We start from the raw sequence: 21,804 nt of genomic DNA on the forward strand, positions 1-21,804 counted from the left end.
GGTGGCGGAGCCGCTGCGGATCGGGAATGCGTCCGGGTTCTACGGCGACCGGTTCGATGCCGTACGGGAGATGCTGACCGGCGGGCCGCTGGACGTGCTGACCGGGGACTATCTCGCCGAGCTGACGATGCTGATCCTCGGCCGGGACCGGCTGAAGGATCCGCGTCTGGGGTACGCCAAGACGTTTCTGCGGCAGCTGGAGGAGGGGCTGGGGCTCGCCGTCGAGCGGGGTGTGAAGATCGTTGCGAATGCGGGTGGGCTGAATCCTGCCGGACTGGCGGATGCCGTAAGGGAGTTGGGGGAGCGGGTCGGGGTTCCGGTGCGGGTGGCGCATGTCGAGGGCGATGACCTGGTGGGGCGGGGGTGGGGCGAGGGGGTGCTCACCGCCAACGCGTACCTCGGCGGTGCGGGGATCGCGGAGTGCCTGCGCGCCGGTGCGGACGTGGTGGTGACCGGGCGGGTGACGGACGCGGCGCTGGTCACCGGGCCGGCCGCGGCGCACTTCGGGTGGGCGCCGGACGACTACGACCGGTTGGCGGGTGCGGTCGTCGCGGGGCATGTGCTGGAGTGCGGTACGCAGGCGACGGGCGGGAACTACGCGTTCTTCGGGGAGCATGACGTGCGGCGGCCCGGGTTTCCGCTGGCCGAGATCCATGCGGACGGCGGTGCTGTGATCACCAAGCACCCGGGGACCGGGGGCGCCGTCACCGTCGGTACCGTCACCGCTCAGCTGTTGTACGAGACCGATGGGCCGCGCTACTTGGGGCCTGATGTGACGGCGCGGCTGGACAGCGTACGGCTGACGCAGGACGGTCCGGACCGGGTGCGGATCGAGGGCGTACGGGGCGAGGCGCCGCCCTCGACGCTGAAGGTCGGGCTGACCCGTATGGGCGGCTGGCGCAACGAGGTCACCTTCGTGCTCACCGGGCTCGACATCGAGGCCAAGGCGGCGCTGGTGCGCGGGCAGTTCGAGGATGCGCTGGGGCGGGCCGGGCGCCGTCCGGCAGAGGTGCGGTGGACGCTCGCGCGGACGGACCATGCCGACGCGGGTGTTCAGGAGGAGGCGAGCGCGCTGCTGCGGCTCGTTGTACGGGATCCGGAGCCCGAGGCCGTCGGCCGGGCGGTCAGCGGCGCCGCGGTCGAACTGGCGCTGGCCAGCTATCCCGGGTTCCATGTCACGGCGCCGCCCGGCAAGGGCTCGCCGTACGGGGTCTTCGCGGCGGAGTACGTCGCGGCGGCGGAGGTGCCGCAGGTCGCCGTGCTGCCGGACGGGCGGCGGGTGGAGATTCCGGCGGCCGAGGTGATGGTGGCGGACGGTTCGCGCCTCGTGGGGGAGCTGCCCGCGCCGCTGGCTCCCGGGCCCACCCGGCGGGCTCCCCTGGGGGCGGTGGCCGGGGCCCGGAGCGGTGACAAGGGCGGCTCGGCGAACGTCGGGGTGTGGGTCCGTTCGGATGCCGCCTGGCGGTGGCTCGCACACGAGCTGACCGTGGAGCGGTTTCGTCGACTTCTGCCGGAGACGGTCGGGTTGGTCGTCGATCGGCATGTGCTGGGCAACCTGCGGGCGCTGAACTTCACGGTGCAGGGGCTGCTGGGGGAGGGCGTCGCCTCGCAGGCGCGCTTCGATCCGCAGGCCAAGGCGCTGGGGGAGTGGCTGCGCTCCCGCCATCTGGAGATACCGGAGGAATTGCTGTGACCGTCCTCGGGAGCGCGCTGGATACGGCCGGCGCCGAGTACGCCGAGCGGCGTGCGGCGATGCTGGAGAAGCTGGGGGAGGTGGCGGCCGAGCACGCCAAGGCGGTGGCGGGGGGCGGGGAGAAGTACGTCGACCGGCACCGTAAGAGGGGGAAGTTGCTCGCCCGGGAGAGGGTTGAGCTGCTGCTCGACCCGGATACCCCGTTTCTGGAGCTGTCGCCGCTCGCGGGCTGGGGGAGCGACTACGCGGTGGGTGCTTCGCTGGTCACCGGGATCGGGGTGATCGAGGGCGTGGAGTGCCTGATCACCGCCAATGACCCGACCGTACGCGGCGGGGCGAGCAATCCCTGGACGTTGAAGAAGGCCCTGCGGGCGAATGAGATCGCCTTTGCGAACCGGCTGCCGGTGGTCAGTCTGGTGGAATCCGGCGGTGCTGATCTGCCGAGCCAGAAAGAGATCTTCATTCCGGGCGGGGCGCTGTTCAAGGACCTGACGCGGTTGTCGGCGGCGGGGATTCCGACGGTGGCCGTGGTGTTCGGGAATTCCACGGCCGGTGGTGCGTATGTGCCGGGGATGTCGGACCACGTGATCATGGTGAAGGAGCGGGCCAAGGTCTTTCTCGGCGGGCCGCCGCTGGTGAAGATGGCGACCGGGGAGGAGAGCGACGACGAGTCGCTGGGCGGCGCCGAGATGCACGCCCGGACCTCGGGACTCGCGGACTACTTCGCGGTGGACGAGCTCGATGCGCTGCGGCAGGCGCGGCGGGTGGTGGCGCGGCTCAACTGGCCTAAGGCGCACGGCGATCCGGGGCCGGCGGCGCCGCCGGAGTACGACGCGGAGGAGCTGCTGGGGATCGTTCCCGGCGACCTCAAGGCGCCGTTCGATCCGCGCGAGGTCATCGCCCGGATCGTGGACGGCTCGGATTTCGACGAGTTCAAACCGCTGTACGGGGCCAGTCTGGCGACCGGTTGGGCGGAGCTGCACGGCTATCCGGTCGGGATCCTCGCCAATGCGCAGGGGGTGCTGTTCAGCGCGGAGTCCCAAAAGGCCGCGCAGTTCATCCAGTTGGCGAATCAGCGGGACGTTCCGCTGCTGTTCCTGCACAACACCACGGGCTATATGGTCGGCAAGGAGTACGAGCAGGGCGGGATCATCAAGCACGGCGCGATGATGATCAATGCGGTGTCGAACTCGCGGGTGCCGCATCTGTCCGTGCTGATGGGCGCCTCGTACGGAGCCGGGCATTACGGGATGTGCGGGCGGGCGTACGACCCCCGGTTCCTGTTCGCCTGGCCGAGCGCCAAATCCGCCGTGATGGGGCCGCAGCAGCTGGCCGGGGTGCTGTCCATCGTGGCGCGCGCCTCGGCGGCGGCGAAGGGGCAGCCGTACGACGACGAGGCGGATGCGGGGCTGCGCGCCATGGTGGAGCAGCAGATCGAGTCCGAGTCGCTGCCGATGTTCCTGTCCGGGCGGCTGTACGACGACGGCGTCATCGACCCGCGCGACACCCGTACCGTCCTCGGCCTGTGTCTGTCCGCGCTCCATACCGCGCCGGTCGAGGGTGCGCGGGGCGGCTTCGGCGTCTTCCGGATGTGAGGTGGCGATGACAGTGGTCGATTCTGCGGAGGAGGGACGCGCGGTGATCGGTTCCGTGCTGGTGGCCAACCGGGGGGAGATCGCCCGCCGGGTCTTCCGTACCTGCCGCGAGCTGGGCGTCGCGACCGTCGCGGTGCACTCCGACGCGGACGCGGACGCCCCGCACGTACGGGAGGCGGACACCGCGGTACGGCTTCCGGGCGATGCGCCGGCCGACACCTATCTGCGCGGCGATCTGATCGTGAAGGCGGCGGTGGCGGCCGGGGCGGACGCGGTCCACCCGGGGTACGGGTTTCTGTCCGAGAGCGAGGAGTTCGCCGCCGCGGTGGCGGAGGCGGGGCTGTGCTGGATCGGGCCGCCGCCCGCCGCCATCGCGGCGATGGCCTCCAAGACCCGCGCCAAGGAGCTGATGGCGGCGGCCGGGGTGCCGCTGCTCGCCCCCGTCGACCCGTCCGCCGCCACTGCCGCCGAACTGCCGCTGCTGGTGAAGGCGGCGGCCGGGGGCGGCGGGCGCGGGATGCGGGTCGTCCGGGAACTCGGCGCTCTGGGAGGTGAGTTGGCGTCGGCGCGGGCCGAAGCGGCGGCGGCCTTCGGGGACGGGGAGGTCTTCGTCGAGCCGTATGTGGAGGGCGGCCGGCACGTCGAGGTGCAGGTGCTCGCCGATACGCACGGCGCGGTCTGGACGCTCGGTACCCGTGACTGCTCGCTCCAGCGGCGCCACCAGAAGGTCATCGAGGAGGCCCCGGCGCCCGGACTTCCCGACGCGCTGCGCGACACCCTGCACCGGGCCGCCGCACAGGCCGCGCGCGCCATCGGCTATCGGGGCGCGGGCACCGTCGAGTTCCTGGTCTCGGCCGACGGGCGCGCGTACTTCCTGGAGATGAACACCCGGCTCCAGGTGGAGCACCCGGTCACCGAGGAGATCTACCGGATCGACCTGGTGGCCCTCCAGCTGAGCATCGCGGAGGGCCGGCCGCTGCCCGCCGAACTGCCCGCCCCGCGCGGGCACGCCGTGGAGGCGCGGCTCTACGCGGAGGACCCGGCGGCCGGCTGGCAGCCGCAGACCGGCACCGTGCACCGGCTCGCGCTGCCGGACGGCGTACGGCTGGACTCCGGCGTCACCGACGGGGACACCGTCACCGTCCACTACGACCCGATGCTCGCCAAGGTGATCGCCTGGGCGCCGACCCGCCAGGAGGCCGTACGGAAGCTGGCGGGCGCCCTGGAGAGGGCGCACATCCATGGACCGGCCACCAACCGCGATCTGCTCGTGCGGTCGCTGCGGCACCCGGAGTTCGCCGGCGCCACCGGGCTGGACACCGGCTTCTACGACCGCCATCTCGCCGCCCTCACCGCGCCCGAGCCGGCCGGCGACGCGGTGTACGCGCTGGCCGCCGCCCTCGCCGACGCGCACGGCCGCTCCCGCTTCGGGGGCTTCCGCAACGTCCCGTCCGGCCCGCAGGTCAAGACCTACGCGCCGGCCGGGGATGGGCAACGGGCGTATCCGGTCCGCTACCGGCTCGGGCGGGACGGCTTGGCCGCCGAGGACTTCCCCGGCGTCCGGCTGTGCTCCCTCGCGGCGGACGCGGTGGTGCTCGAAGTCGACGGCCTGCGGCGGCGGTTCACCGTCGCCCGCTACGGCGACCGGGTCCATGTCGACGCACCGGCCGGCGCCCGCACCTTCACCGCGCTGCCCCGCTTCCCCGACCCCGCCGCCCGTACGGAGCCCGGCTCGCTGCTCGCCCCGATGCCCGGCACCGTCGTGCGGATCGCGGACGGGCTCGCCGAGGGGGACCGGGTCGCGGCCGGCCAGCCGCTGCTGTGGCTGGAGGCCATGAAGATGGAGCACAAGATCACCGCACCGGCGGCCGGCACCCTCACGTCCCTTCCTGCCCGTACGGGGCAGCAGGTCGAGGTCGGCGCGCTGCTCGCCGTCGTCACCGACTGACGCGGTCCCCGCACCCTCACGTCCCTCACCCACCGCCACAAGGAGCCGGCATGAGCAAGGTCCCGAGCAAGGCCGTGAGCAACCCTGTGATCGAGTCCGAGGAACACCGTGCGCTGCGCGCCGCCGTGGCGGCGCTCGGCACACGCTACGGCCGGGAGTACTTCGCCCGGGTCGTCGCCGACGGCAGCCACACCGACGAACTGTGGGCCGAGGCCGCCAAGTTGGGCTACCTCGGCGTCAACCTCCCCGAGGAGTACGGCGGCGGGGGCGGCGGTATCGTCGAACTCTCCCTCGTGCTGGAGGAGTTGGGGGCGGCCGGTTGCCCGCTGCTGATGCTGGTGGTGTCGCCGGCGATCTGCGGCACGGTCATCGCCCGGTTCGGCACCGAGGAGCAGAAGCGCAGCTGGCTGCCGGGGCTGGCCGACGGCAGCCGGAAGATGGCCTTCGGCATCACCGAACCGGACGCCGGGTCCAACTCGCACCGGATCACCACCACCGCCCGCAGGGACGGTGGAGACTGGGTCCTCGACGGGCGGAAGATCTTCATCTCCGGCGTCGACATCGCCGACGCGACGCTGATCGTCGGCCGCACCGAGGACGCCCGGACCGGGAAGCTCAAGCCCTGCCTGTTCATCGTGGAGAGCGACACCCCCGGCTTCGGCCGGAGCCCGATACCGATGGAACTGGCCGCCCCGGAGAAGCAGTTCGAGCTGACCCTGGACGGGGTGCGGCTGCCCGCCGACGCCCTGGTCGGCGACGAGGACGCCGGCCTGCTCCAGCTGTTCGCCGGCCTCAACCCCGAGCGGATCATGACCGCCGCGTTCGCCCTCGGCATGGGCCGCTACGCCCTCGGCCGGGCCGTCGACTACGCCCGCACCCGCCAGGTCTGGAAGGAGCCCATCGGTGCCCACCAGGCCCTCGCGCACCCGCTCGCCCAGTCCCACATCGAGCTGGAGCTGGCCGGGCTGATGATGCGGAAGGCGGCGCTCCTGTACGACGCGGGCGACGACCTGGCCGCCGGCGAGGCCGCCAACATGGCCAAGTACGCGGCGGCCGAGGCCGCGGTCCGCGCCGTCGACCAGGCCGTGCACACCCTGGGCGGCAACGGCCTGACCCACGAATACGGGCTCGCGTCGCTGATCACGGCCGCCAGGGTGGCGCGGATCGCCCCGGTCAGCCGGGAGATGATCCTCAACTTCGTGTCGCACCAGTCGCTGGGGCTGCCCAAGTCGTACTGAGACCGGACCACGTGCGCCCCGGACCCACCGAAGGAAAGGCCCCGGCATGGATTCCCACGTGTACCGCAGCGCATACGCCGATGTCGCTCCCGTGGAGCTGCCCATCCACGAGGCCGTCCTCGGGCGGGCGGCGGAGTACGGTGAGCGGCCCGCACTGATCGACGGCGTCGACGGCAGCACCGTCAGCTACGCCCAACTCGACCGGCACAGCCGCCGGATCGCGGCCGGCCTCGCCGCGTCCGGGCTCCGCAGAGGCGACGTGCTGGCCCTGCACAGCCCCAACTCCGTGGCCTTCCCTGCCGTCTTCTATGCCGCCTCGCGGTGCGGGGCGGCGGTCACCACCATCCACCCGCTGGCCACGGAGGAGGAGTTCGCCACCCAGCTCCGGGATTCCGGGGCCCGCCGGATCGTCACCGTGGCCGCGCTGCTGGAGACCGCGCGCGGCGCCGCCCGGAAGGCCGGGGGCATCGCCGACATCCTCGTCTGCGACCGGGCCGAGGGCCATCGCTCGATCGGCGACCTGCTCGCCGCCGACGCCCCCGAGCCCCCGGCGGCCCTCGACCTCGACGCCACCACGGACCTCGCCGCACTCCCGTACTCCTCCGGCACCACCGGCACCCCCAAGGGCGTGATGCTCACCCACCGCAGCATCGCCACCAACCTGGCCCAGCTCGCCCCGCTGATGTCCAACGGACCCGGCGACCGGATCCTGGCCGTCCTGCCTTTTTTCCACATCTACGGGCTGACCGCCCTGATGAACGCTCCGCTGCGCAACGGCGCCACCGTCGTCGTGCTGCCCCGCTTCGACCTGCGGCAGTTCCTCGCCGCGATAGCCGACCACCGCATCACCGAGGTGTACGCGGCGCCCCCGATCGTGCTCGCACTGGCCAAACACCCGATGGTCGACGACTACGACCTGTCCTCTCTCCGGCACCTCGTCTGCGCCGCCGCCCCGCTGGACGACGGACTCGCCGCCGCCTGCGCCCGCCGGCTCGGCCTGCCCGCGGTCCTCCAGGCGTACGGGATGACCGAACTCTCCCCGGCCACCCACATGGTGCCCGCCTCCGCCACCGCACCGCCCCCGGGGGCCGTCGGCACACTGCTCCCCAACACCCGGATGCGCATCGTGTCCCTGGAGACCGGCGCGGACCTGGGGCCGGGCGAGAGCGGCGAAATCCTCATCCAGGGACCGCAGATGATGAAGGGCTACCTGGGGCGGCCCGCGGAGACCGACGCGGTGATCGACCCCGAGGGCTGGCTGCACACCGGCGACATCGGACGGGCGGACGCGGACGGCTGGCTGTATGTCGTCGACCGCGTCAAGGAGTTGATCAAATACAAGGGGTACCAGGTCGCCCCCGCCGACCTCGAAGCTTTGCTGCTCGCCCACGAAGGCATCGCGGACGCGGCCGTCATCGGCGTCACCGACGAGGACGGCAACGAGGTCCCCAAGGCATTCGTGGTGCGCCGGCAGGGGGCCGAACTCACCGCGGACGAGGTCATCGCCTACGTTGCCGGTCGGGTAGCCCCGTACAAGAAGGTGCGCCGCGTGGAATTCCTGGACAGCGTGCCGCGCGCCACCACCGGAAAGATCCTGCGCCGCGAACTACGCGCCAGGGAAAGGAGTTCGACGGCCCGATGACCGACGCACCGCCCGCGCCCGCCGGCGCGGCCTCCGCGACACCCCTGGTGGTGCGCTCCCACGAGCGTGGCATCGCCACCCTCACCCTCGACTCCCCGCACAACCGCAACGCGCTCTCCGCCCGCCTGGTGGCCGAACTGCACCAGGGCCTCGCGGACGCCGCGGCGGACGACGGCGTGCGCGCCGTGCTGCTCGCCCACACCGGCACCACGTTCTGCGCCGGAGCGGACCTGACCGAGGCCACCTCGGGCGCCGCCACGGACGGCCCGCTGGGGCTCGCCCGGCTGCTCCGGGCCATCGTCGAGCTGCCCAAACCGGTCGTCGCCCGGGTGACCGGCCACGTACGGGCGGGCGGGCTCGGCCTGCTCGGCGCCTGCGACATCGCGGTGGCGGGACCGGACGCGACCTTCGCCTTCACCGAGGCGCGGCTCGGTCTCGCCCCGGCGGTCGTCTCGCTGCCGCTGCTGCCGCGCCTGGACCCCCGCGCCGCCGGCCGCTACTACCTGACGGGCGAGAAGTTCGGCCCGGCGGAGGCCGCCAGGATCGGCCTGCTGACGCTCGCCACCGCCGACCGCGCCGAAGACGCGGACGACGCCGGCATCGACGCCGCACTGGCGCCCCTGCTGGACAGCCTGCGCAAGGGCTCCCCCCAGGGACTGGCCGAGTCGAAGAAGCTGGTGACGGCCGGGGTGCTGGCCGCCTTCGACCGGGACACCGACGCGCTCGCCGAGCAGTCCGCCAGGCTCTTCGGCTCCGCCGAGGCACGCGAGGGCATGACCGCCTTCCTTGAGCGACGGGCCCCCGAATGGGCGCGCTGACCCCGGCGCGCGGCCCCAAGGAGCCCCAGCAGGAACGCAGCCGCGCCACCCGCCTCAAACTGCTGGAGGCGGCCATCTCCTGCCTGGCGGAGCGGGGCTGGAGCGGCAGCACGGTCTCCGTCGTGGCCGAGCGGGCGGGCGTCTCGCGGGGCGCCGCCCAGCACCACTTCCGCACCCGGGAGGACCTGTTCACCGCGGCCGTCGAGCACGTCGCCGAGAAGCGGCAGGGCGCGCTGAAGGCGGTGGCCCACAACCTGCCGCCCGCCGGCTCCATCGCCCGCACCTGGATCATCGTCGAGGAACTGGTGGGCCTCTATACGGGCCCGCTGTTCCGGGCCGCGCTGCACCTGTGGGTGGCCGCCTCCGACGAGGATCAACTGCGCGCCCGGGTCACCGCCCTGGAGGCCCGGGTGGGCCGGGAGGCACACCGCACGGCAGTGGCCCTGCTGGACGCCGACGAATCCGCCCCCGGCGTACGGGAGACCGTCCAGGGCCTGCTCGACATGGCACGCGGGCTGGGCCTGGCCAACCTCCTCACGGATGACTCGGCCCGACGGGACCGCGTGGTCGCCCAGTGGGCGAAGATCATCGACGACGTGTTGTCCCGACGGATGTGAGTTTGCCCCTCCCACGTTGTTGGCTCCCCCCGCCGTGGGGGTTGCTGTCTTTTGCGCCTTCGGCGCGGGGTGTTGTCCGCTGCGCGGGGCTTTCGGGGTGCGGTGACGGTCCTGCGGGGGCGGTGTGCAGGACTGCTTCGCTTTACGTCCTGCACACCGCCCCCTCCGGCCCGTCCCCTCCCGTGGGTGGGAGGGAAGATCGGTGGGTGGGGGCTGGGGCGAGTGGTCCGGTGACGGTCTCCGTCGACCCCTGAACCTGCACGGTCCCACCTACGTTCACCCCACCGGCTTTTTCCCACCCACAACGGGAGGGGGCGGGCCGGAGGGGCTGGGTGTCCGGACGTAAAGCGAAGCAGTCCGGACACCCAGCCCCGCAGGACCGTCACCGCACCCGAAAGCCCCGCGCAGCGGACCCGCCCGCCGCAGGCGCAACGGCGAACAACCCCCACGGCGGGAAAGCCGACAACGTGGGAAGCAGGCGCTACGCGAACCGGTAGCCCTCGATCGACTGCGGGCTGCGCGGCCCGGGACCGACGTAGCGGGCCGACGGCCGGACCAGCCGGCCCGTCCGCTTCTGCTCCAGGATGTGCGCGCTCCAGCCGGCCGTGCGGGCGCAGGTGAACATGGAGGTGAACATGTGCGCCGGGACCTCGGCGAAGTCCAGGACGATCGCCGCCCAGAATTCGACGTTGGTGGCCAGCACCCGGTCCGGGCGGCGGTTGTGCAGCTCCTCCAGCGCGGCCTTCTCCAGCGCCTCGGCGACCTCGAAGCGCGGTGCGGCCAGTTCCTTGGCGGTGCGCCGCAGTACGCGGGCCCGCGGGTCCTCGGCGCGGTAGACGCGGTGGCCGAAGCCCATCAGCCGCTCGCCCTTGTCCAGCGCCTGCCGGACGTAGGCCGCCGCGTCGCCGGTGCGCTCGATCTCCTCGATCATGCCGAGGACCCGGGACGGCGCGCCGCCGTGCAGCGGGCCGGACATGGCACCGACCGCGCCGGAGAGCGAGGCGGCCACGTCCGCGCCGGTGGAGGCGATGACCCGGGCGGTGAAGGTGGAGGCGTTCATGCCGTGCTCGGCGGCCGACGTCCAGTAGGCGTCGACGGCCTTGACGTGCTTGGGGTCGGGCTCGCCGCGCCAGCGCTTCATGAAGCGCTCCACGACCGTCTCGGCCTTGTCGATCTCCTTCTGCGGCACCATCGGCAGGCCCTGCCCGCGCGCCGACTGGGCGACGTAGGACAGCGCCATGACGGCGGCGCGGGCGAGGTTGTCGCGGGCGGTCTGCTCGTCGATGTCGAGCAGCGGTTTCAGGCCCCATACGGGCGCGAGCATGGCGAGCGCGGACTGCACGTCGACACGGATGTCACCGGAGTGCACCGGGATCGGGAAGGGCTCGGCGGGCGGCAGCCCCGGGTTGAACGCGCCGTCGACCAGCAGCCCCCAGACGTTCCCGAAGGACACGTGCCCGACGAGATCCTCGATGTCCACCCCCCGGTAGCGGAGCGCGCCGCCTTCCTTATCCGGTTCGGCGATCTCCGTCTCGAACGCGACGACTCCCTCAAGCCCGGGAACGAAGTCGGACATCAGGCGGCTCCTCAAGATGGGGACGGCAGACGGGTCGGAACCGGCTGCCGTGCGGTCGAGTCAAGTTCGGCGCCGGTGCGGTTACGCGGTTGCGATGGGCAGCTCGCGGTCCGTACCGGTCACCCCGGTGATGCCCCGCCGGGGCAGGGGCCACGCGACGGTTCTGCCCGCGGGGGGTCGGTCCGCGGGCGCGGACGCCGCGAGTGGTGCGCCGCAGCGGCCTGAGGACGGACACGATAACTCCCGATGTCCGGAGGCCACAGTGGGCCGGGCCATGATTTTGGCGGGTTCATCACCTGCGAGGAAGCGTGACGTCCGGCACACTGGTCAATTCGCCGACGGGAGGGTTACGCACCGGCGACGAGGGGCAGACTTCCAGCCCACCCGGCTGCCCGGCGTGGCGTCGATGCTGCAAGATGAGGCCGTGCATCCCGCCGACATGCCCTCCGCCGAGACCCCCGATCCCTCTTCGATGCGTGCGCATTACCGCCATGAGGGACTTGCCGAGCCCGATCTCGCCGCGAGCCCTTACGACCAGTTCGCGCGCTGGTTCAAGGACGCGGCGGCAGCCGGTCTTCACGAGCCGAACGCGATGGTCGTCTCGACGGCGGACGCCGCCGGCCGGCCCAGCTCAAGGACCGTGCTCCTCAAGGCATTCGACGAGCGCGGCTTTGTGTTCTTCACCAACTACACCAGCCGAAAAGGTCGTGAACTGGCCGAAAACCCCTATATTTCGCTGCTGTTCCCCTGGCACCCCCTCGCCCGCCAGGTCATCGTGACCGGCACCGCGGAGCGCATCGGCCGCGACGAGACCGCCGCCTACTTCCGCACCCGCCCGCACGGCTCCCAACTGGGCGCCTGGGCCAGCGACCAGTCCACGACGGTCGCCTCGCGCGCCGAACTGGAGCATGCCTACGACGAGTTGGCGGCCCGCTATCCGGAGGGCGAGCAGGTCCCGGCGCCGCCGCACTGGGGCGGCTACCGGATCACCGCCGAGACGATCGAGTTCTGGCAGGGCCGGCTCAACCGCCTCCACGACCGGCTGCGGTACGTCCGCGAGGGAGCGCCCGGGGCCGGGCAGTGGCGGGTGGAGCGCCTGGCGCCCTGAGGCCGCGGCGGGGGCGGGGCGGTCCGGTCCGGCCGGCCCCCGCGGCTGCGGCCGGGCGTACCCGCGGCCCCTCGGGCCGGGAACGCAGACGACCCGCGGGCTGCTTCCTCCGCGCTCGGTGGCGCGAAGGGCCGGTCGGACGAACCGGCAGCCCGCGGGTCGGGTGACTGCTGGGAATTGGCCGGCTGCGCATCTGCAGTATGCGCTGGTCCGGCGCTGCACTTCGGTGAAGCGACGGGCCGCTAGCCCGCAGCCACCTCACGCGTCCGGTGCGAAATCATCTGCCGAACCACCTCCCTTCTCGTGTGCCCCACACGTTAGGAAGCCGCCGGCCGTCGCACAACCGAATTTTCCGGTGGCGCGTGCCACCGGCGGCGATTTCCGCGAATCGGGTGTGGGCCACGTCACGTTCCAGTTGAATGCTCCCAGGTGGAGCACGTGCGACCGCGTTCGTAAGGGGTGCCAGGCCAGTGACTGCCTCGTCAGCTTCTTCTGCCTCGTCGGCCTCCTCGTCACAGCAGCACGCCGCGACCGGGCCGGACGGCTCCCAGGGGGCGGCAGCCGCGTGTCCGCCGACCGGTGCGGACGGAGCCCCCGACCGGCCTCCGGACAACGACGACTCCGGTCTGCTCGCCGCCCTCCTGGACGGCATGGACGCCGCCCTGGTGGCCTTCACGGCGGACGGCACGGTCACGCACTGGAACCACGAGGCCGAGCGCATCCTCGGCTGGACCACCGACGAGGCGGTCGGCCGTACGGGGCTGGCGGGCTGGGCGGTCCGCAAGGAGGACGCCGACGGGATCGAGGCGGCGCTGACCGCCGCGATGCGCTCCCCGGGCCGCCAGGTCCATGAGTTCGCCCTGCTGACCAAGGACGGCCACCGCGTCCTGGTCCGCACCCAGTCGTCCGCGGTCCGCTGCCCCGACGGCGAGGTGGCGGGGGCCTACTGCGCGTTCAGCGAGGTGCACGCCCAGATAGACCTGGAGCGGGCCATCGCGCTCAGCGAGGCGCTCTTCGAGGACGCGTCCTGGGGCGTGGTGCTGATCGACGCCGACCTGCGGCCCGCCGTCGTCAACGCGTACGCCGCCCGCACCCTGGGAGTGGGGCGTACGGCGCTGCTGGGCCGCCCGCTGGGCGATCTGCTAGTGCAGGGCGTCGAGGAACTGGAGAGCGCGCTCCAGCACGTTCTCGCCGAGGGTGCGCCGCCGGCCGTCGGCGAGTTGTGGGTGACGCTGCGCGACGGGGAGGCCGAACTCCCGCGCCGGTGCTGGCGCAGCGGCTTCGTCCGGCTGGCCTCGCCGCTGGCGGAGGAACCGGTTCCGCTGGGCGTCGCCTGGCTCTTCCAGGACGTCACGGACGCCAAGCGGGCCGAACAGGACAACTCCCTGCTGCGCTTTCGCGCCCATCAACTCCACCGCGCGGGGCGGGCCGCCGCGGAGTGCCCGGACCCGGCCGAGGCCGCCGCCGTCCACCTCGATTTCGCCCTGGCGGGCTTCGCCGACCACGCCCTGGTCGACCTCGCCAGGACACCGGCGCCGGCCCCGTACGGCGCGGTGGACGCGGACGCCGAGTGGGACGCGGACCGGGCGCCCCTGGAGGAGGACGCCGGCGTGGGGGAGTCCCGCATGGGCGGTACGGGCGGCTCGCCGCGGCTGGTGCGGGCGCTGGCCTCCCCGGCCGGTTCGCCCGGCCCCTCGGAGGCGGTCCCGCCGACCGGCATCCCGGTGGCGTACGTACCGGGCCACCCCGCCCTCCAGGCGTATGCGCGGCGCGGCTCGGTGCGGACCAGCGCCGGCCAGGCCTCCGCCGAGGGCTGGGCCGCCGCCCGCCACTGGCCGGACGGCACCGTGCACGGCCTGTGCGTGGTGCTCCGCAGCCGGGGCCGCACCCTCGGCGTCGCGACGTTCCTGCGGGTGCCGTCGCGCCGCCCCTTCGACCGCGCCGACGCGGACTACGCCGAGGAGGTCGCGTCACGTGTCGCCGCCGCACTGGACCTGGCGGGCGCGGCGGGCGTCTGAGGGCGCCGGCGGAGCCCGGCACCGGGAAGACCCGGCGAGAGTCCGGGACAGCTCGATCCGCGTTCCCTCGATCCGCGTTCCCTCGATCCCGGCCCGCTCGATCCGGATCCCCTCGATCCGGATCCCCCCTCGATCCGGATCCGCTCAGTGCCGGTAGAAGATCCGGTCCGCGTACTCCCGCATCACCCGGCCGTTCCACTCGTGCCCGCCGTCGACGTTCCCGGAGCGCAGCAGCGGCGGCTCGGTGCCCCGCTCGGCGAGGGTGCCGGCGGCCGTCGCCACCACCGCCTGCATGATCGCGCTGGTGACGACCGTGGAGGCGGGCGCGAACGGCGCCTCGATGCCGGGCAGTGTCAGCTCCGCGTCGCCGACCGGGATCCGGCTGTCCAGGACGATGTCGCAGTGGTCCTTGAGGTAGGTCCCCGAGGAGTGCCGGGACTTGGTCTCCTCCGCATACGCCACCGACGTCACGCCGACGACCTTGATGCCGAGCGCCCGCGCGTTGATGGCCATCTCCACCGGGAGCGCATTGCGCCCGGAGAGCGAGATGATCACCAGTACGTCGCCGGCCTCCAGCGGGCTGGTGTCCAGGACGGCCGCGGCCAGCCCGTCCACCCGCTCCAGCGCGCTGCCGAGCGTCGCGGGCCGTACGTCCACGCCGACGACGCCCGGCACGGCCAGCAGGTTCATGACCGCCAGGCCGCCCGCCCGGTAGACGGTGTCCTGGGCGGGCAGCGAGGAGTGGCCCGCCCCGAACGAGAAGACCCGGCCGCCCGCCTCCACGGTGGCGGCGATCAGCTGCCCGGCCGCGGTGATCCGGTCCCCCTCCGCGTCGCGGACCTGCCGCAGCAGATCGATGGCGGCGTCGAAGTACCTGCCGGCCAGCCCCTCGCTCCGGTCGCTCTCAGCCATTCCCGCCGGCCCCTCTCGTCGGTCGTCGTCGCGTCTTCGTCGGTCTTCGCAGGGTGTTCGCCGCATCTCGGATCAGTGGCGCGGATCACGTTGCGGTCTGGACCAGTGCGCTGTCAATACGCCGGTCGATGCACCGGCCGACGCACCGGTTCCCCGGTCCGCACGGTCCGCTGCGCGGACAGGGAGGCACCGATGTCGGTGGGATGCGTCAGAATTGGATCCAGGGCCACCGCACGACATATCGAGGGGCACGCATGTCCGGACTGATCGACACCACGGAGATGTATCTCCGCACCATCCTCGAACTGGAAGAGGAGGGTGTGGTCCCCATGCGCGCCCGCATCGCGGAGCGGCTCGAACAGAGCGGCCCGACGGTCAGCCAGACGGTGGCGCGCATGGAGCGAGACGGCCTGCTGACGGTTGCGGGCGACCGGCATCTGGAGCTGACGGAGGAGGGCCGGCGGCTGGCGACGCGGGTGATGCGCAAGCACCGCCTCGCCGAGTGCCTGCTCGTCGACGTCATCGGGCTGGAGTGGGAGCAGGTGCACGCCGAGGCGTGCCGCTGGGAGCACGTGATGAGCGAGGCGGTCGAGCGCCGCGTCGTGGAGCTGCTGCGGCACCCGACGGAGTCTCCGTACGGCAACCCCATCCCGGGGCTGGAGGAGCTGGGCGAGAAGGCCGAGGTCGATCCGTTCCTGGACGCGGGCATGGTGAGCCTGATGGATCTGGACGCCGGGGCCGACGGCAAGACGGTCGTGGTGCGCCGGATCGGCGAGCCCATCCAGGCCGACGCCCAGCTGATGTACACGCTGCGGCGGGCCGGGGTGCAGCCGGGCGCGGTGGTCAGCGTGACGGAGTCCCCGGCCGGTGTGCTGGTCGGCAGCAGCGGCGAGGCCGCCGAGCTGGACGCCGAGATCGCCAGCCACGTCTTCGTCGCCAAGCGCTGACCGACCGACCCAGCAGCCGGCGCGGTGGGCGGACCGGCACTTTTCCGCTTTTTCGCACGCGCCTCCGAAGATCCCCGCGAGCCCGCTGAGCTGCGCCGATGCGCAGTTCGGCGGGCTCGTCAACGTCCGGCGCGGTGAATGAAGTTGTGCGAATCCGTGCGGTACGGCCGGTCTCGTGCCACCCTGGCGACGACGCATGGCCATGCGTCGTCACTCACGCGTGATGCGCTGACGGCCTAGGGGGCTCGGATGCGTCCACTGAGTCCGATCGGGGACGGTCAGGGCCCCGGCGCTGCGAGCAGCCGGGGCCCTGCCTCCCCATGTCCCCCCGCCAAGACCCGGAGCCCCGAGCTCTCAGGGTCTTTCCCCACGGGCCCCCTTCCCGGTAGGGCCCGCCTCCCGGCAGATGTCTCCCCGTGGTGGGCGCGGCCAATCCCTGAGCAAGGTCACTCGAAAGTGGGGTGTTGGGCGCGGCAGCGGTCCGTTCGAATATGGGTTCGATAATGTGGGGTGTACGGGGCTGGCCAGGGGATGATTGGGGGTGCCAGGACACATGGTGCGGCGTATCGATGTGACGGGGTCCGGCGGCGTGCGGCTCGCCGCCTGGGAGTTCACCGACCCGCCCAAGAGCGGCAGCGGGTCGGCGGGGAGCAAGCAGGCCCCGGGGGTGCTGCTGCTCCACGGTCTGATGGGGCGGGCGTCCCACTGGGCGGATACCGCCCGCCGGCTGAGCGCGGGGCACCGCCCGGTCGCCCTGGACCAGCGCGGCCACGGCCGCAGCGAGAAGCCCGGCGAAGGGCCCTTCGACCGCGAGGCGTATGTCGACGACGCCATCGCCGCCGTGGAGCAGCTGGGGCTCGCCCCGGTCTCCCTGGTCGGCCATGCCATGGGCGCGCTGACGGCGTGGCAGTTAGCGGCCCGGCGCCCCGATTTGGTCAGTGCGCTGGTGATCTGCGATATGCGCGCCTCGGCGCTGGGTGCGGCCTCGCAGCGGGAGTGGAGGGAGTGGTTCCGCTCGTGGCCGGTGCCGTTCGCGACCCTCGCGGACGTCCGGCGGTGGTTCGGCGAGGACGATCCGACGCTGGAGCGGCCCCGGCCGGCCCGCGGGGAGTTCTTCGCCGAGGTGATGGCCGAGCGCGCCGACGGCTGGCGTCCGGTCTTCTCCCGCCGCCAGATGCTCAGCGCCCGCGAGACCTGGGTGCACGACGCCCACTGGGAGGAGCTCGCGCAGGTGCAGTGCCCCGCCCTCGTGGCGCGCGGACTGGACGCCGAGCTGGGCCGCGCCGAGGCCCAGGAGATGGTCCGGGTCCTGCCGCGCGGGGAGTACGCCGAAATCCCCGATGCGGGTCATCTGCTGCCCTGGGAGCAGCCGGACGCCTGGTATCGCGTGATCGAACCGTTTCTCCGTACGGCGGCGGCCCGGCCCTGAGGAACGGGTCCGGGGCCGGTGGCCCCGGGTGCGGCTCCCCGGAACGGCGCGGCCCGCGCGGCACGGCCCCCGGGTACCGTGCCGCGCGGGCGCGTGGCCCAACTGCCGTACCGTCAGCCGTCGTTGCCTAACCTCCCGATGGGCGGGTTGGTGGCGCCCTCGTCGCCCCAGTGGACCTCCAGGGCCCTGGCGCCCTTGGGGATCATGTAGGTCTGGCAGATGACGCGGCTCCGGCCGACCTTCCGGTTGTCGATGTCGACCGGGTCATCGCAGCCGGGCAGGCATTTCGGGCCGCCCACCGTCCCCGCACGCCAACCGAGTCGTACCGGAAGTTGTGCCGGGCTCAGTCCAATGTCCGGGTGAAATCGCCCCGTTGGACATGCGCGGCCAGCGAGTCACCGGCCAGCAGCGAGCCATAGCCGGTCGCGGCCCACAGGCTTTTCTCCGCGGGGACCTCGAAGTACGGAACGGGATGCCCGTCCAGACGGTCCGTCAGCACCTCAGGAGCGCGGCGGGCGCGTACGGCGCGGAGGCAGGTGTCGCAGGCGGCGACCCGGAGCTGTTCACGGCGGCCCAGAGGGCGCCAGGGTATGCGGCGGACGGCGGGGCCGTGCAGCGGGTGGAAGAAGCACAGCGGGAGGGTGGCGGGAGCCGTGGAGAGCGCCGCGCGGCCCTCGGCGATCAGCGCGAACACGCCTGCCAGGTCCGGGACTCCGCGGGCGCGGTCCAGGACCGTTCCGGCCGCGGAGTAGGCGTCCAGGGCCCGCTCGACGGCCGCCGGATCACCCTCGGCGGCGCGCGCCTCCTCGCCGAGCCGCACCACCTCTTCGGTGGCCCGGTCACGGAGCCCGTCCTCGTCCGCCTTATGGGCGGCGGCGAAGACGGACCGCGGCATCGCGAACGGCGTGGCGAGGTCACGCAGCCGCGAGCGGCGCCGCAGCAGCAGCCAGGCCGCGGCCAGCACCAACAGCGGACCGGCGACCAGAGACACGATCCGCACCACGGGCGAACTTCCGTGTGCGGCGGGCTTCTTCGCCGTACTGCCCGGCGACGCGCCGAGATGGGCGGTGAGCCGGTCGTAGACCTTGTCGCCGTCTCCGGCCTTGATGATGTCTATCGCGCGGGAGATGCGCTTGGTCAGCCCCGCGCCCTTCATGGTGTCGTCGAAGAAGAGTGAGGCGGCGGCACGCTCCGCCTGGTGGGCGTTGGAGGGCCATTCGGTGGCGGCGATGTCGGCGGCGTAGTTCCCGGGCGTGATGAGGATGGCCGGCCCGCCGCCCATCCTGTCGTGCACCACCTGGGAGAGCTGCTCCGACTTGCCACCCCAGCTGTCGCCCTCGACCAGCGGCACCAGCACGACCTTGATCGGCAGACGGGTCTGCTGGATCTGGGTCACCAGCTTGCGCTGATCGTCCGGGCCGACCGCCGACGAGAGGGACGGGTCGACATAGACGGGGGAGGTGCGCAGCGCGTCGGCGATCTTCTGCCCGGGGCTCTCGGCGGCCGTGCCCGGCGCCGCGGCGCAGAACAGCAGCGCGACGGACGCCGCACCGACGGCGAGGGCGGACCGCAGCGAACGGCGGCAACGTGGGTCACTGGACACCGAAGTACTCCCGTACATCGCGGGTGAGTTGATCTATTCGGGCGCCGTCGGCGAGCGTGGCCAACGGGCCCGGAAGGGTGGGGTACGCGGCGTGGCCCCGGCGCCCGTGGCCGTCGGAACCGGGCAGCCGCAGCACCGCACCGGGCGTCTCCCGGCACGCCGCGCACACCGGCATCGACACCGGCTTGCCGCCGCCGGCCGGGCGCTTCTGCTCCCGCTCGGTGGCCGCGCCGTGCAGCGGATTGCGGTAGCAGACGTACTCCGCGGCGGCCGGGTCCTGGACGGCGGTCCGGCCGACGCGGGCCAGCGTGATCGCACAGGCGAGGCCGACCGGCGTGGCATCGGCGTCGATCAGGCCGTCGCTGTCGCCGTCGATCAGCAGCGCGGCGGCGTCCAGACACTCCCACGCCCGGCGCCGGGACTCCTCCGCCATCGCGGTCGGTTCCAGGGCGGTGGTGAGGGCGGCGACCTCCAGCCGGGCCGTACGCCGCAGCCATGCCGGCCTGGGCTCCACCGGCGCCTCGGGCGCTGCACCGGCACCCGCCGGCCGGCGGAGCCCGGCCAGCCACCGGACGATCGCCCATACCGCGACCACCACTCCGAAGAGCAGCAGGGCGGCCAAGGATCCGGAGAACAGCCCCGGGCCGAAGTCGCCGGTGAACAAGCCGGGCAGCTTCTGCGCCGCCACCGGATCGCTTGCCGGTGACGGCGCGTTCGGAGAGCCCGCGGTCTTGGACGCCGGGGCCTTGTCGAGGTACGTGAGCAGCTTGCTCAGCCGCGGGCCGAGCGCCGAGCCGCCGTCGCTGTACTGGAGGTCGTGCGGGCGGTTGAAGAGGTAGCCGGCGTCCACATGGGTGCCGTAGTTGATGACGTCGAGGGAGCCGGACGTCGGATTGGCGAGCACGAAGAGGGATTCGCGGTGCAGCCGGTCGTGCAGCGACTTGGCCAGCAGATCCGCATTGCCGCCGGACTCGTCGTCCATGGACGTGGGCAGGGCGGTGACCAGAGCCGTGACGTGCAGCGCGCTCAGCTGGCCGTGCAGTTGGCTGCGCTGGGTGGCGTCCAGGGGGGACGGGCTCTCGGGGTCGACGTACAGCGGGTCGCGCCGTAGACCGTCGGCGACCCGGTCTATGCGGGCCCGCATGTCGGCGGCCGTGGGAACGGAGCCGTCACCCGAGGTCGTGTCGTGGAACACCAGCGACGCGGCGAAGGCCAGCAACCCGGCCAGCACCAGCGCACCCAGCAGAAGGGGGAACGACTGCTCGCGGGAGCTGGAGGTGGGACGGGAGGCGGAGCCGGGGCGGGAGTTGGAGCCAGGGCGGGAGGTGGAGCCGGGGCGGTTGGTGGTCTTGTGGGTGCCGTGCTTCGTGCTGCCCGGTTTCGTGCTGCCGGTCTTGGCTGCGCCGGATTTCGTACCGCTGGATTTCGTACCGCTGGGGTGCGTGCTGCCGGCCTTTGAGCGGCCGTCCTTGATGCCGCCGGTCTGGGCGCTACTGGTCTTGGCGCTAGTGGTCTTGGTGCTACCGGTCGTCTTCGGCGGGCCGGTCTCGGCGCCGGCGGCGTGCGGCGGACTGGACTTGACCCCACCGGCCTTCTTCGGTTCATCGCCCTTGGCGAAGCTCACTTTCGCGCCGGCTGACGTGGAGCCGGCGGCGTTCTTCTTCCCGCCGCGGGAGCCGCCGGAGCCGCCGGAGCCGCCGGAACTGTCGGAGCTGCCGGATCCATTGGAGGCGGCCGGACTGTCGGCACGGCGGATGCGGCGGCGACGCATCGCGTAGCTCGTGATCAGCAGTGCGGCGAGGGGCACTCCGACGACCACGGCGCCGGTCAGAAAGCTCTGGTTCTCACGGTCGACCGGGTCGGTGTGCAGCTTGGGCGGCTCGTTCCTGTTGTACGCCCCGCCGTATTCGTCCCGGCCCTTCTCGGCGCGCTGATGAGCCTGTCCCGAGGTGAGCACGTCGACGAAGTGCTGGAATGATTCGCGGGCCGTGGCGTCGTGGGGCATTTCGTACATCGTGGCCGTGCTGGCGTCGGCGGCACCCGGCACACTCACGCCGTACGTCTGCACATCGCCCAAACCCAGCTCGGACAGGGAGACATACAGCCCCTTGCGCCCCAGCCGGTCGTGGACCTGCGCGAGCAGCCCGGAACCCAGGCCGCCGGCGGAGGTGTAGGGGAGGACGACCACGTACGTGGGAACGCCGAGCCGTCGAGCCTCCCTGGCGAACGCGGGGGCCGTCGACCGCGGTACCGCGCGCGGCAGTTGGTCGCTGATATAGACAGGATTATCCCGAAGCTTCTGGGCGAGATATGCGGCCTGGGTCGGGATGTCCGAACCCATCGGCGCGGCCTGCACTGCCCCAGCGGCGAGCAGCACCGCCAACCAGCCCGTCACCAGCACCAATCCGGCGCGCAACACCGCCCCCACCACCCCTCGTTCGTGTTGTCGCCAAGACGCTACAGCTCTCGCCCGTCGGCCGGTGAAGCCTGTGGATAACTTCCCGGCAAAGCCCGTGAGCTGCGGCGCGGCGAGGGGATGGGGGGAGGGGACGGCGGGTGGGGGTGGGGGAGTGGTGCGGATGGTTGGGGGACGGGACGGGACGGGACGGGGTGGAGCGGGGCGGGGCTGGGCGGGCTGGGGTGGCTGGAGGTAGCCGGCG

General features: G+C 72.7%; 16 protein-coding genes. 11 read left to right on the forward strand and 5 right to left on the reverse strand.

The genetic code is table 11. From position 1 onward, the window contains the following. Position 1: 1 nt before the first annotated feature. The 7 genes from IEZ17_RS17815 to IEZ17_RS17845 are packed head-to-tail and all read left to right on the forward strand — an operon-like array spanning position 2 to position 9,551. Positions 2 to 1,693: an acyclic terpene utilization AtuA family protein gene (locus IEZ17_RS17815; protein ID WP_189301291.1), complete on the forward strand. Its 1,692-nt coding sequence runs from the start codon at positions 2 to 4 to the stop codon at positions 1,691 to 1,693. Then, positions 1,690 to 3,288 carry an acyl-CoA carboxylase subunit beta gene (locus tag IEZ17_RS17820; protein ID WP_189301221.1) on the forward strand — a complete coding sequence of 533 codons (1,599 nt, stop codon included), beginning with the start codon at positions 1,690 to 1,692 and terminating at the stop codon, positions 3,286 to 3,288. The genes IEZ17_RS17815 and IEZ17_RS17820 overlap by 4 nt, the downstream gene beginning before the upstream one ends. Positions 3,289 to 3,331: 43 nt before the next feature. Then, positions 3,332 to 5,236, forward strand: a complete 1,905-nt coding sequence (locus tag IEZ17_RS17825; RefSeq protein WP_189301223.1) for an ATP-binding protein — start codon at positions 3,332 to 3,334, stop codon at positions 5,234 to 5,236. Between the two features lie 50 nt (positions 5,237 to 5,286). Beyond that, complete coding sequence (locus IEZ17_RS17830) at positions 5,287 to 6,474, forward strand: acyl-CoA dehydrogenase family protein (protein WP_373299855.1); 1,188 nt, start codon at positions 5,287 to 5,289, stop codon at positions 6,472 to 6,474. 46 nt (positions 6,475 to 6,520) lie between these two features. Continuing rightward, entirely contained in the window at positions 6,521 to 8,116 is a 1,596-nt protein-coding gene (locus IEZ17_RS17835; RefSeq protein WP_189301224.1) for a 4-coumarate--CoA ligase family protein, read from the forward strand. Continuing rightward, the gene (locus IEZ17_RS17840; protein ID WP_189301226.1) at positions 8,113 to 8,934 is read left to right on the forward strand and encodes an enoyl-CoA hydratase family protein; all 822 of its coding nucleotides are present in this window, start codon (positions 8,113 to 8,115) and stop codon (positions 8,932 to 8,934) included. Before IEZ17_RS17835 ends, IEZ17_RS17840 begins: the two co-directional genes overlap by 4 nt. After that, the gene (locus IEZ17_RS17845) at positions 8,922 to 9,551 is read left to right on the forward strand and encodes a TetR/AcrR family transcriptional regulator (protein WP_189301228.1); all 630 of its coding nucleotides are present in this window, start codon (positions 8,922 to 8,924) and stop codon (positions 9,549 to 9,551) included. The genes IEZ17_RS17840 and IEZ17_RS17845 overlap by 13 nt, the downstream gene beginning before the upstream one ends. 481 nt (positions 9,552 to 10,032) lie before the next feature. Here IEZ17_RS17845 and IEZ17_RS17850 read toward each other — a convergent pair whose 3' ends face one another. Continuing rightward, positions 10,033 to 11,127, reverse strand: coding sequence for a citrate synthase 2 (locus IEZ17_RS17850; protein WP_189301230.1), 1,095 nt, complete (start codon positions 11,125 to 11,127; stop codon positions 10,033 to 10,035). Positions 11,128 to 11,599: 472 nt separating this feature from the next. Here IEZ17_RS17850 and pdxH point away from each other — a divergent pair, with 472 nt between their 5' ends. Both pdxH and IEZ17_RS17860 read left to right on the forward strand, forming a co-directional pair. Beyond that, positions 11,600 to 12,235: a pyridoxamine 5'-phosphate oxidase gene (pdxH, locus tag IEZ17_RS17855; RefSeq protein WP_189301295.1), complete on the forward strand. Its 636-nt coding sequence runs from the start codon at positions 11,600 to 11,602 to the stop codon at positions 12,233 to 12,235. Positions 12,236 to 12,705: 470 nt separating this feature from the next. Beyond that, positions 12,706 to 14,253 carry a PAS domain-containing protein gene (locus IEZ17_RS17860; protein ID WP_373299856.1) on the forward strand — a complete coding sequence of 516 codons (1,548 nt, stop codon included), beginning with the start codon at positions 12,706 to 12,708 and terminating at the stop codon, positions 14,251 to 14,253. A 144-nt stretch (positions 14,254 to 14,397) separates the two neighbouring features. Here IEZ17_RS17860 and IEZ17_RS17865 read toward each other — a convergent pair whose 3' ends face one another. Further along, on the reverse strand, positions 14,398 to 15,165 hold the full coding sequence (locus tag IEZ17_RS17865) for an SIS domain-containing protein (protein ID WP_189301234.1): 768 nt from the start codon (positions 15,163 to 15,165) through the stop codon (positions 14,398 to 14,400). A 254-nt stretch (positions 15,166 to 15,419) separates the two neighbouring features. Here IEZ17_RS17865 and IEZ17_RS17870 point away from each other — a divergent pair, with 254 nt between their 5' ends. Together IEZ17_RS17870 and IEZ17_RS17875 are read left to right on the forward strand one after the other, a co-directional pair. After that, positions 15,420 to 16,112 (forward strand): iron-dependent transcriptional repressor DtxR, encoded by a 693-nt coding sequence (locus IEZ17_RS17870; protein ID WP_189301236.1) that lies wholly within the window; start codon positions 15,420 to 15,422, stop codon positions 16,110 to 16,112. A gap of 553 nt (positions 16,113 to 16,665) precedes the next feature. Continuing rightward, positions 16,666 to 17,541: an alpha/beta fold hydrolase gene (locus IEZ17_RS17875; RefSeq protein WP_189301238.1), complete on the forward strand. Its 876-nt coding sequence runs from the start codon at positions 16,666 to 16,668 to the stop codon at positions 17,539 to 17,541. 113 nt (positions 17,542 to 17,654) lie between these two features. Here the strand turns inward: IEZ17_RS17875 and IEZ17_RS17880 are convergent, their stop codons facing one another. Genes IEZ17_RS17880 through IEZ17_RS17890 form a run of 3 tightly spaced genes read right to left on the reverse strand, consistent with a single transcriptional unit; the run spans position 17,655 to position 21,563 of the window. Beyond that, positions 17,655 to 17,840: a hypothetical protein gene (locus IEZ17_RS17880; protein WP_189301240.1), complete on the reverse strand. Its 186-nt coding sequence runs from the start codon at positions 17,838 to 17,840 to the stop codon at positions 17,655 to 17,657. A gap of 44 nt (positions 17,841 to 17,884) precedes the next feature. After that, positions 17,885 to 19,144, reverse strand: a complete 1,260-nt coding sequence (locus tag IEZ17_RS17885) for a hypothetical protein (RefSeq protein ID WP_189301242.1) — start codon at positions 19,142 to 19,144, stop codon at positions 17,885 to 17,887. After that, on the reverse strand, positions 19,134 to 21,563 hold the full coding sequence (locus IEZ17_RS17890) for a hypothetical protein (protein ID WP_189301244.1): 2,430 nt from the start codon (positions 21,561 to 21,563) through the stop codon (positions 19,134 to 19,136). The genes IEZ17_RS17885 and IEZ17_RS17890 overlap by 11 nt, the downstream gene beginning before the upstream one ends. Positions 21,564 to 21,804: the final 241 nt, after the last annotated feature.

Origin of the sequence: Streptomyces albospinus, assembly GCF_014648695.1 — a bacterium.
GTDB classification, from domain to species: Bacteria; Actinomycetota; Actinomycetes; order Streptomycetales; family Streptomycetaceae; genus Streptomyces; species Streptomyces albospinus.

Excerpts from the sequence above, each read along its gene's own strand:
- IEZ17_RS17875 (WP_189301238.1), top strand. The coding sequence starts at position 16,666 with ATGGTGCGGCGTATCGATGTGACGGGGTCCGGCGGCGTGCGGCTCGCC.
- IEZ17_RS17850 (WP_189301230.1), bottom strand. The coding sequence starts at position 11,127 with ATGTCCGACTTCGTTCCCGGGCTTGAGGGAGTCGTCGCGTTCGAGACG.
- IEZ17_RS17835 (WP_189301224.1), top strand. The coding sequence starts at position 6,521 with ATGGATTCCCACGTGTACCGCAGCGCATACGCCGATGTCGCTCCCGTG.
- IEZ17_RS17845 (WP_189301228.1), top strand. The coding sequence starts at position 8,922 with ATGGGCGCGCTGACCCCGGCGCGCGGCCCCAAGGAGCCCCAGCAGGAA.
- IEZ17_RS17870 (WP_189301236.1), top strand. The coding sequence starts at position 15,420 with ATGTCCGGACTGATCGACACCACGGAGATGTATCTCCGCACCATCCTC.
- pdxH (WP_189301295.1), top strand. The coding sequence starts at position 11,600 with ATGCGTGCGCATTACCGCCATGAGGGACTTGCCGAGCCCGATCTCGCC.
- IEZ17_RS17830 (WP_373299855.1), top strand. The coding sequence starts at position 5,287 with ATGAGCAAGGTCCCGAGCAAGGCCGTGAGCAACCCTGTGATCGAGTCC.
- IEZ17_RS17840 (WP_189301226.1), top strand. The coding sequence starts at position 8,113 with ATGACCGACGCACCGCCCGCGCCCGCCGGCGCGGCCTCCGCGACACCC.
- IEZ17_RS17865 (WP_189301234.1), bottom strand. The coding sequence starts at position 15,165 with ATGGCTGAGAGCGACCGGAGCGAGGGGCTGGCCGGCAGGTACTTCGAC.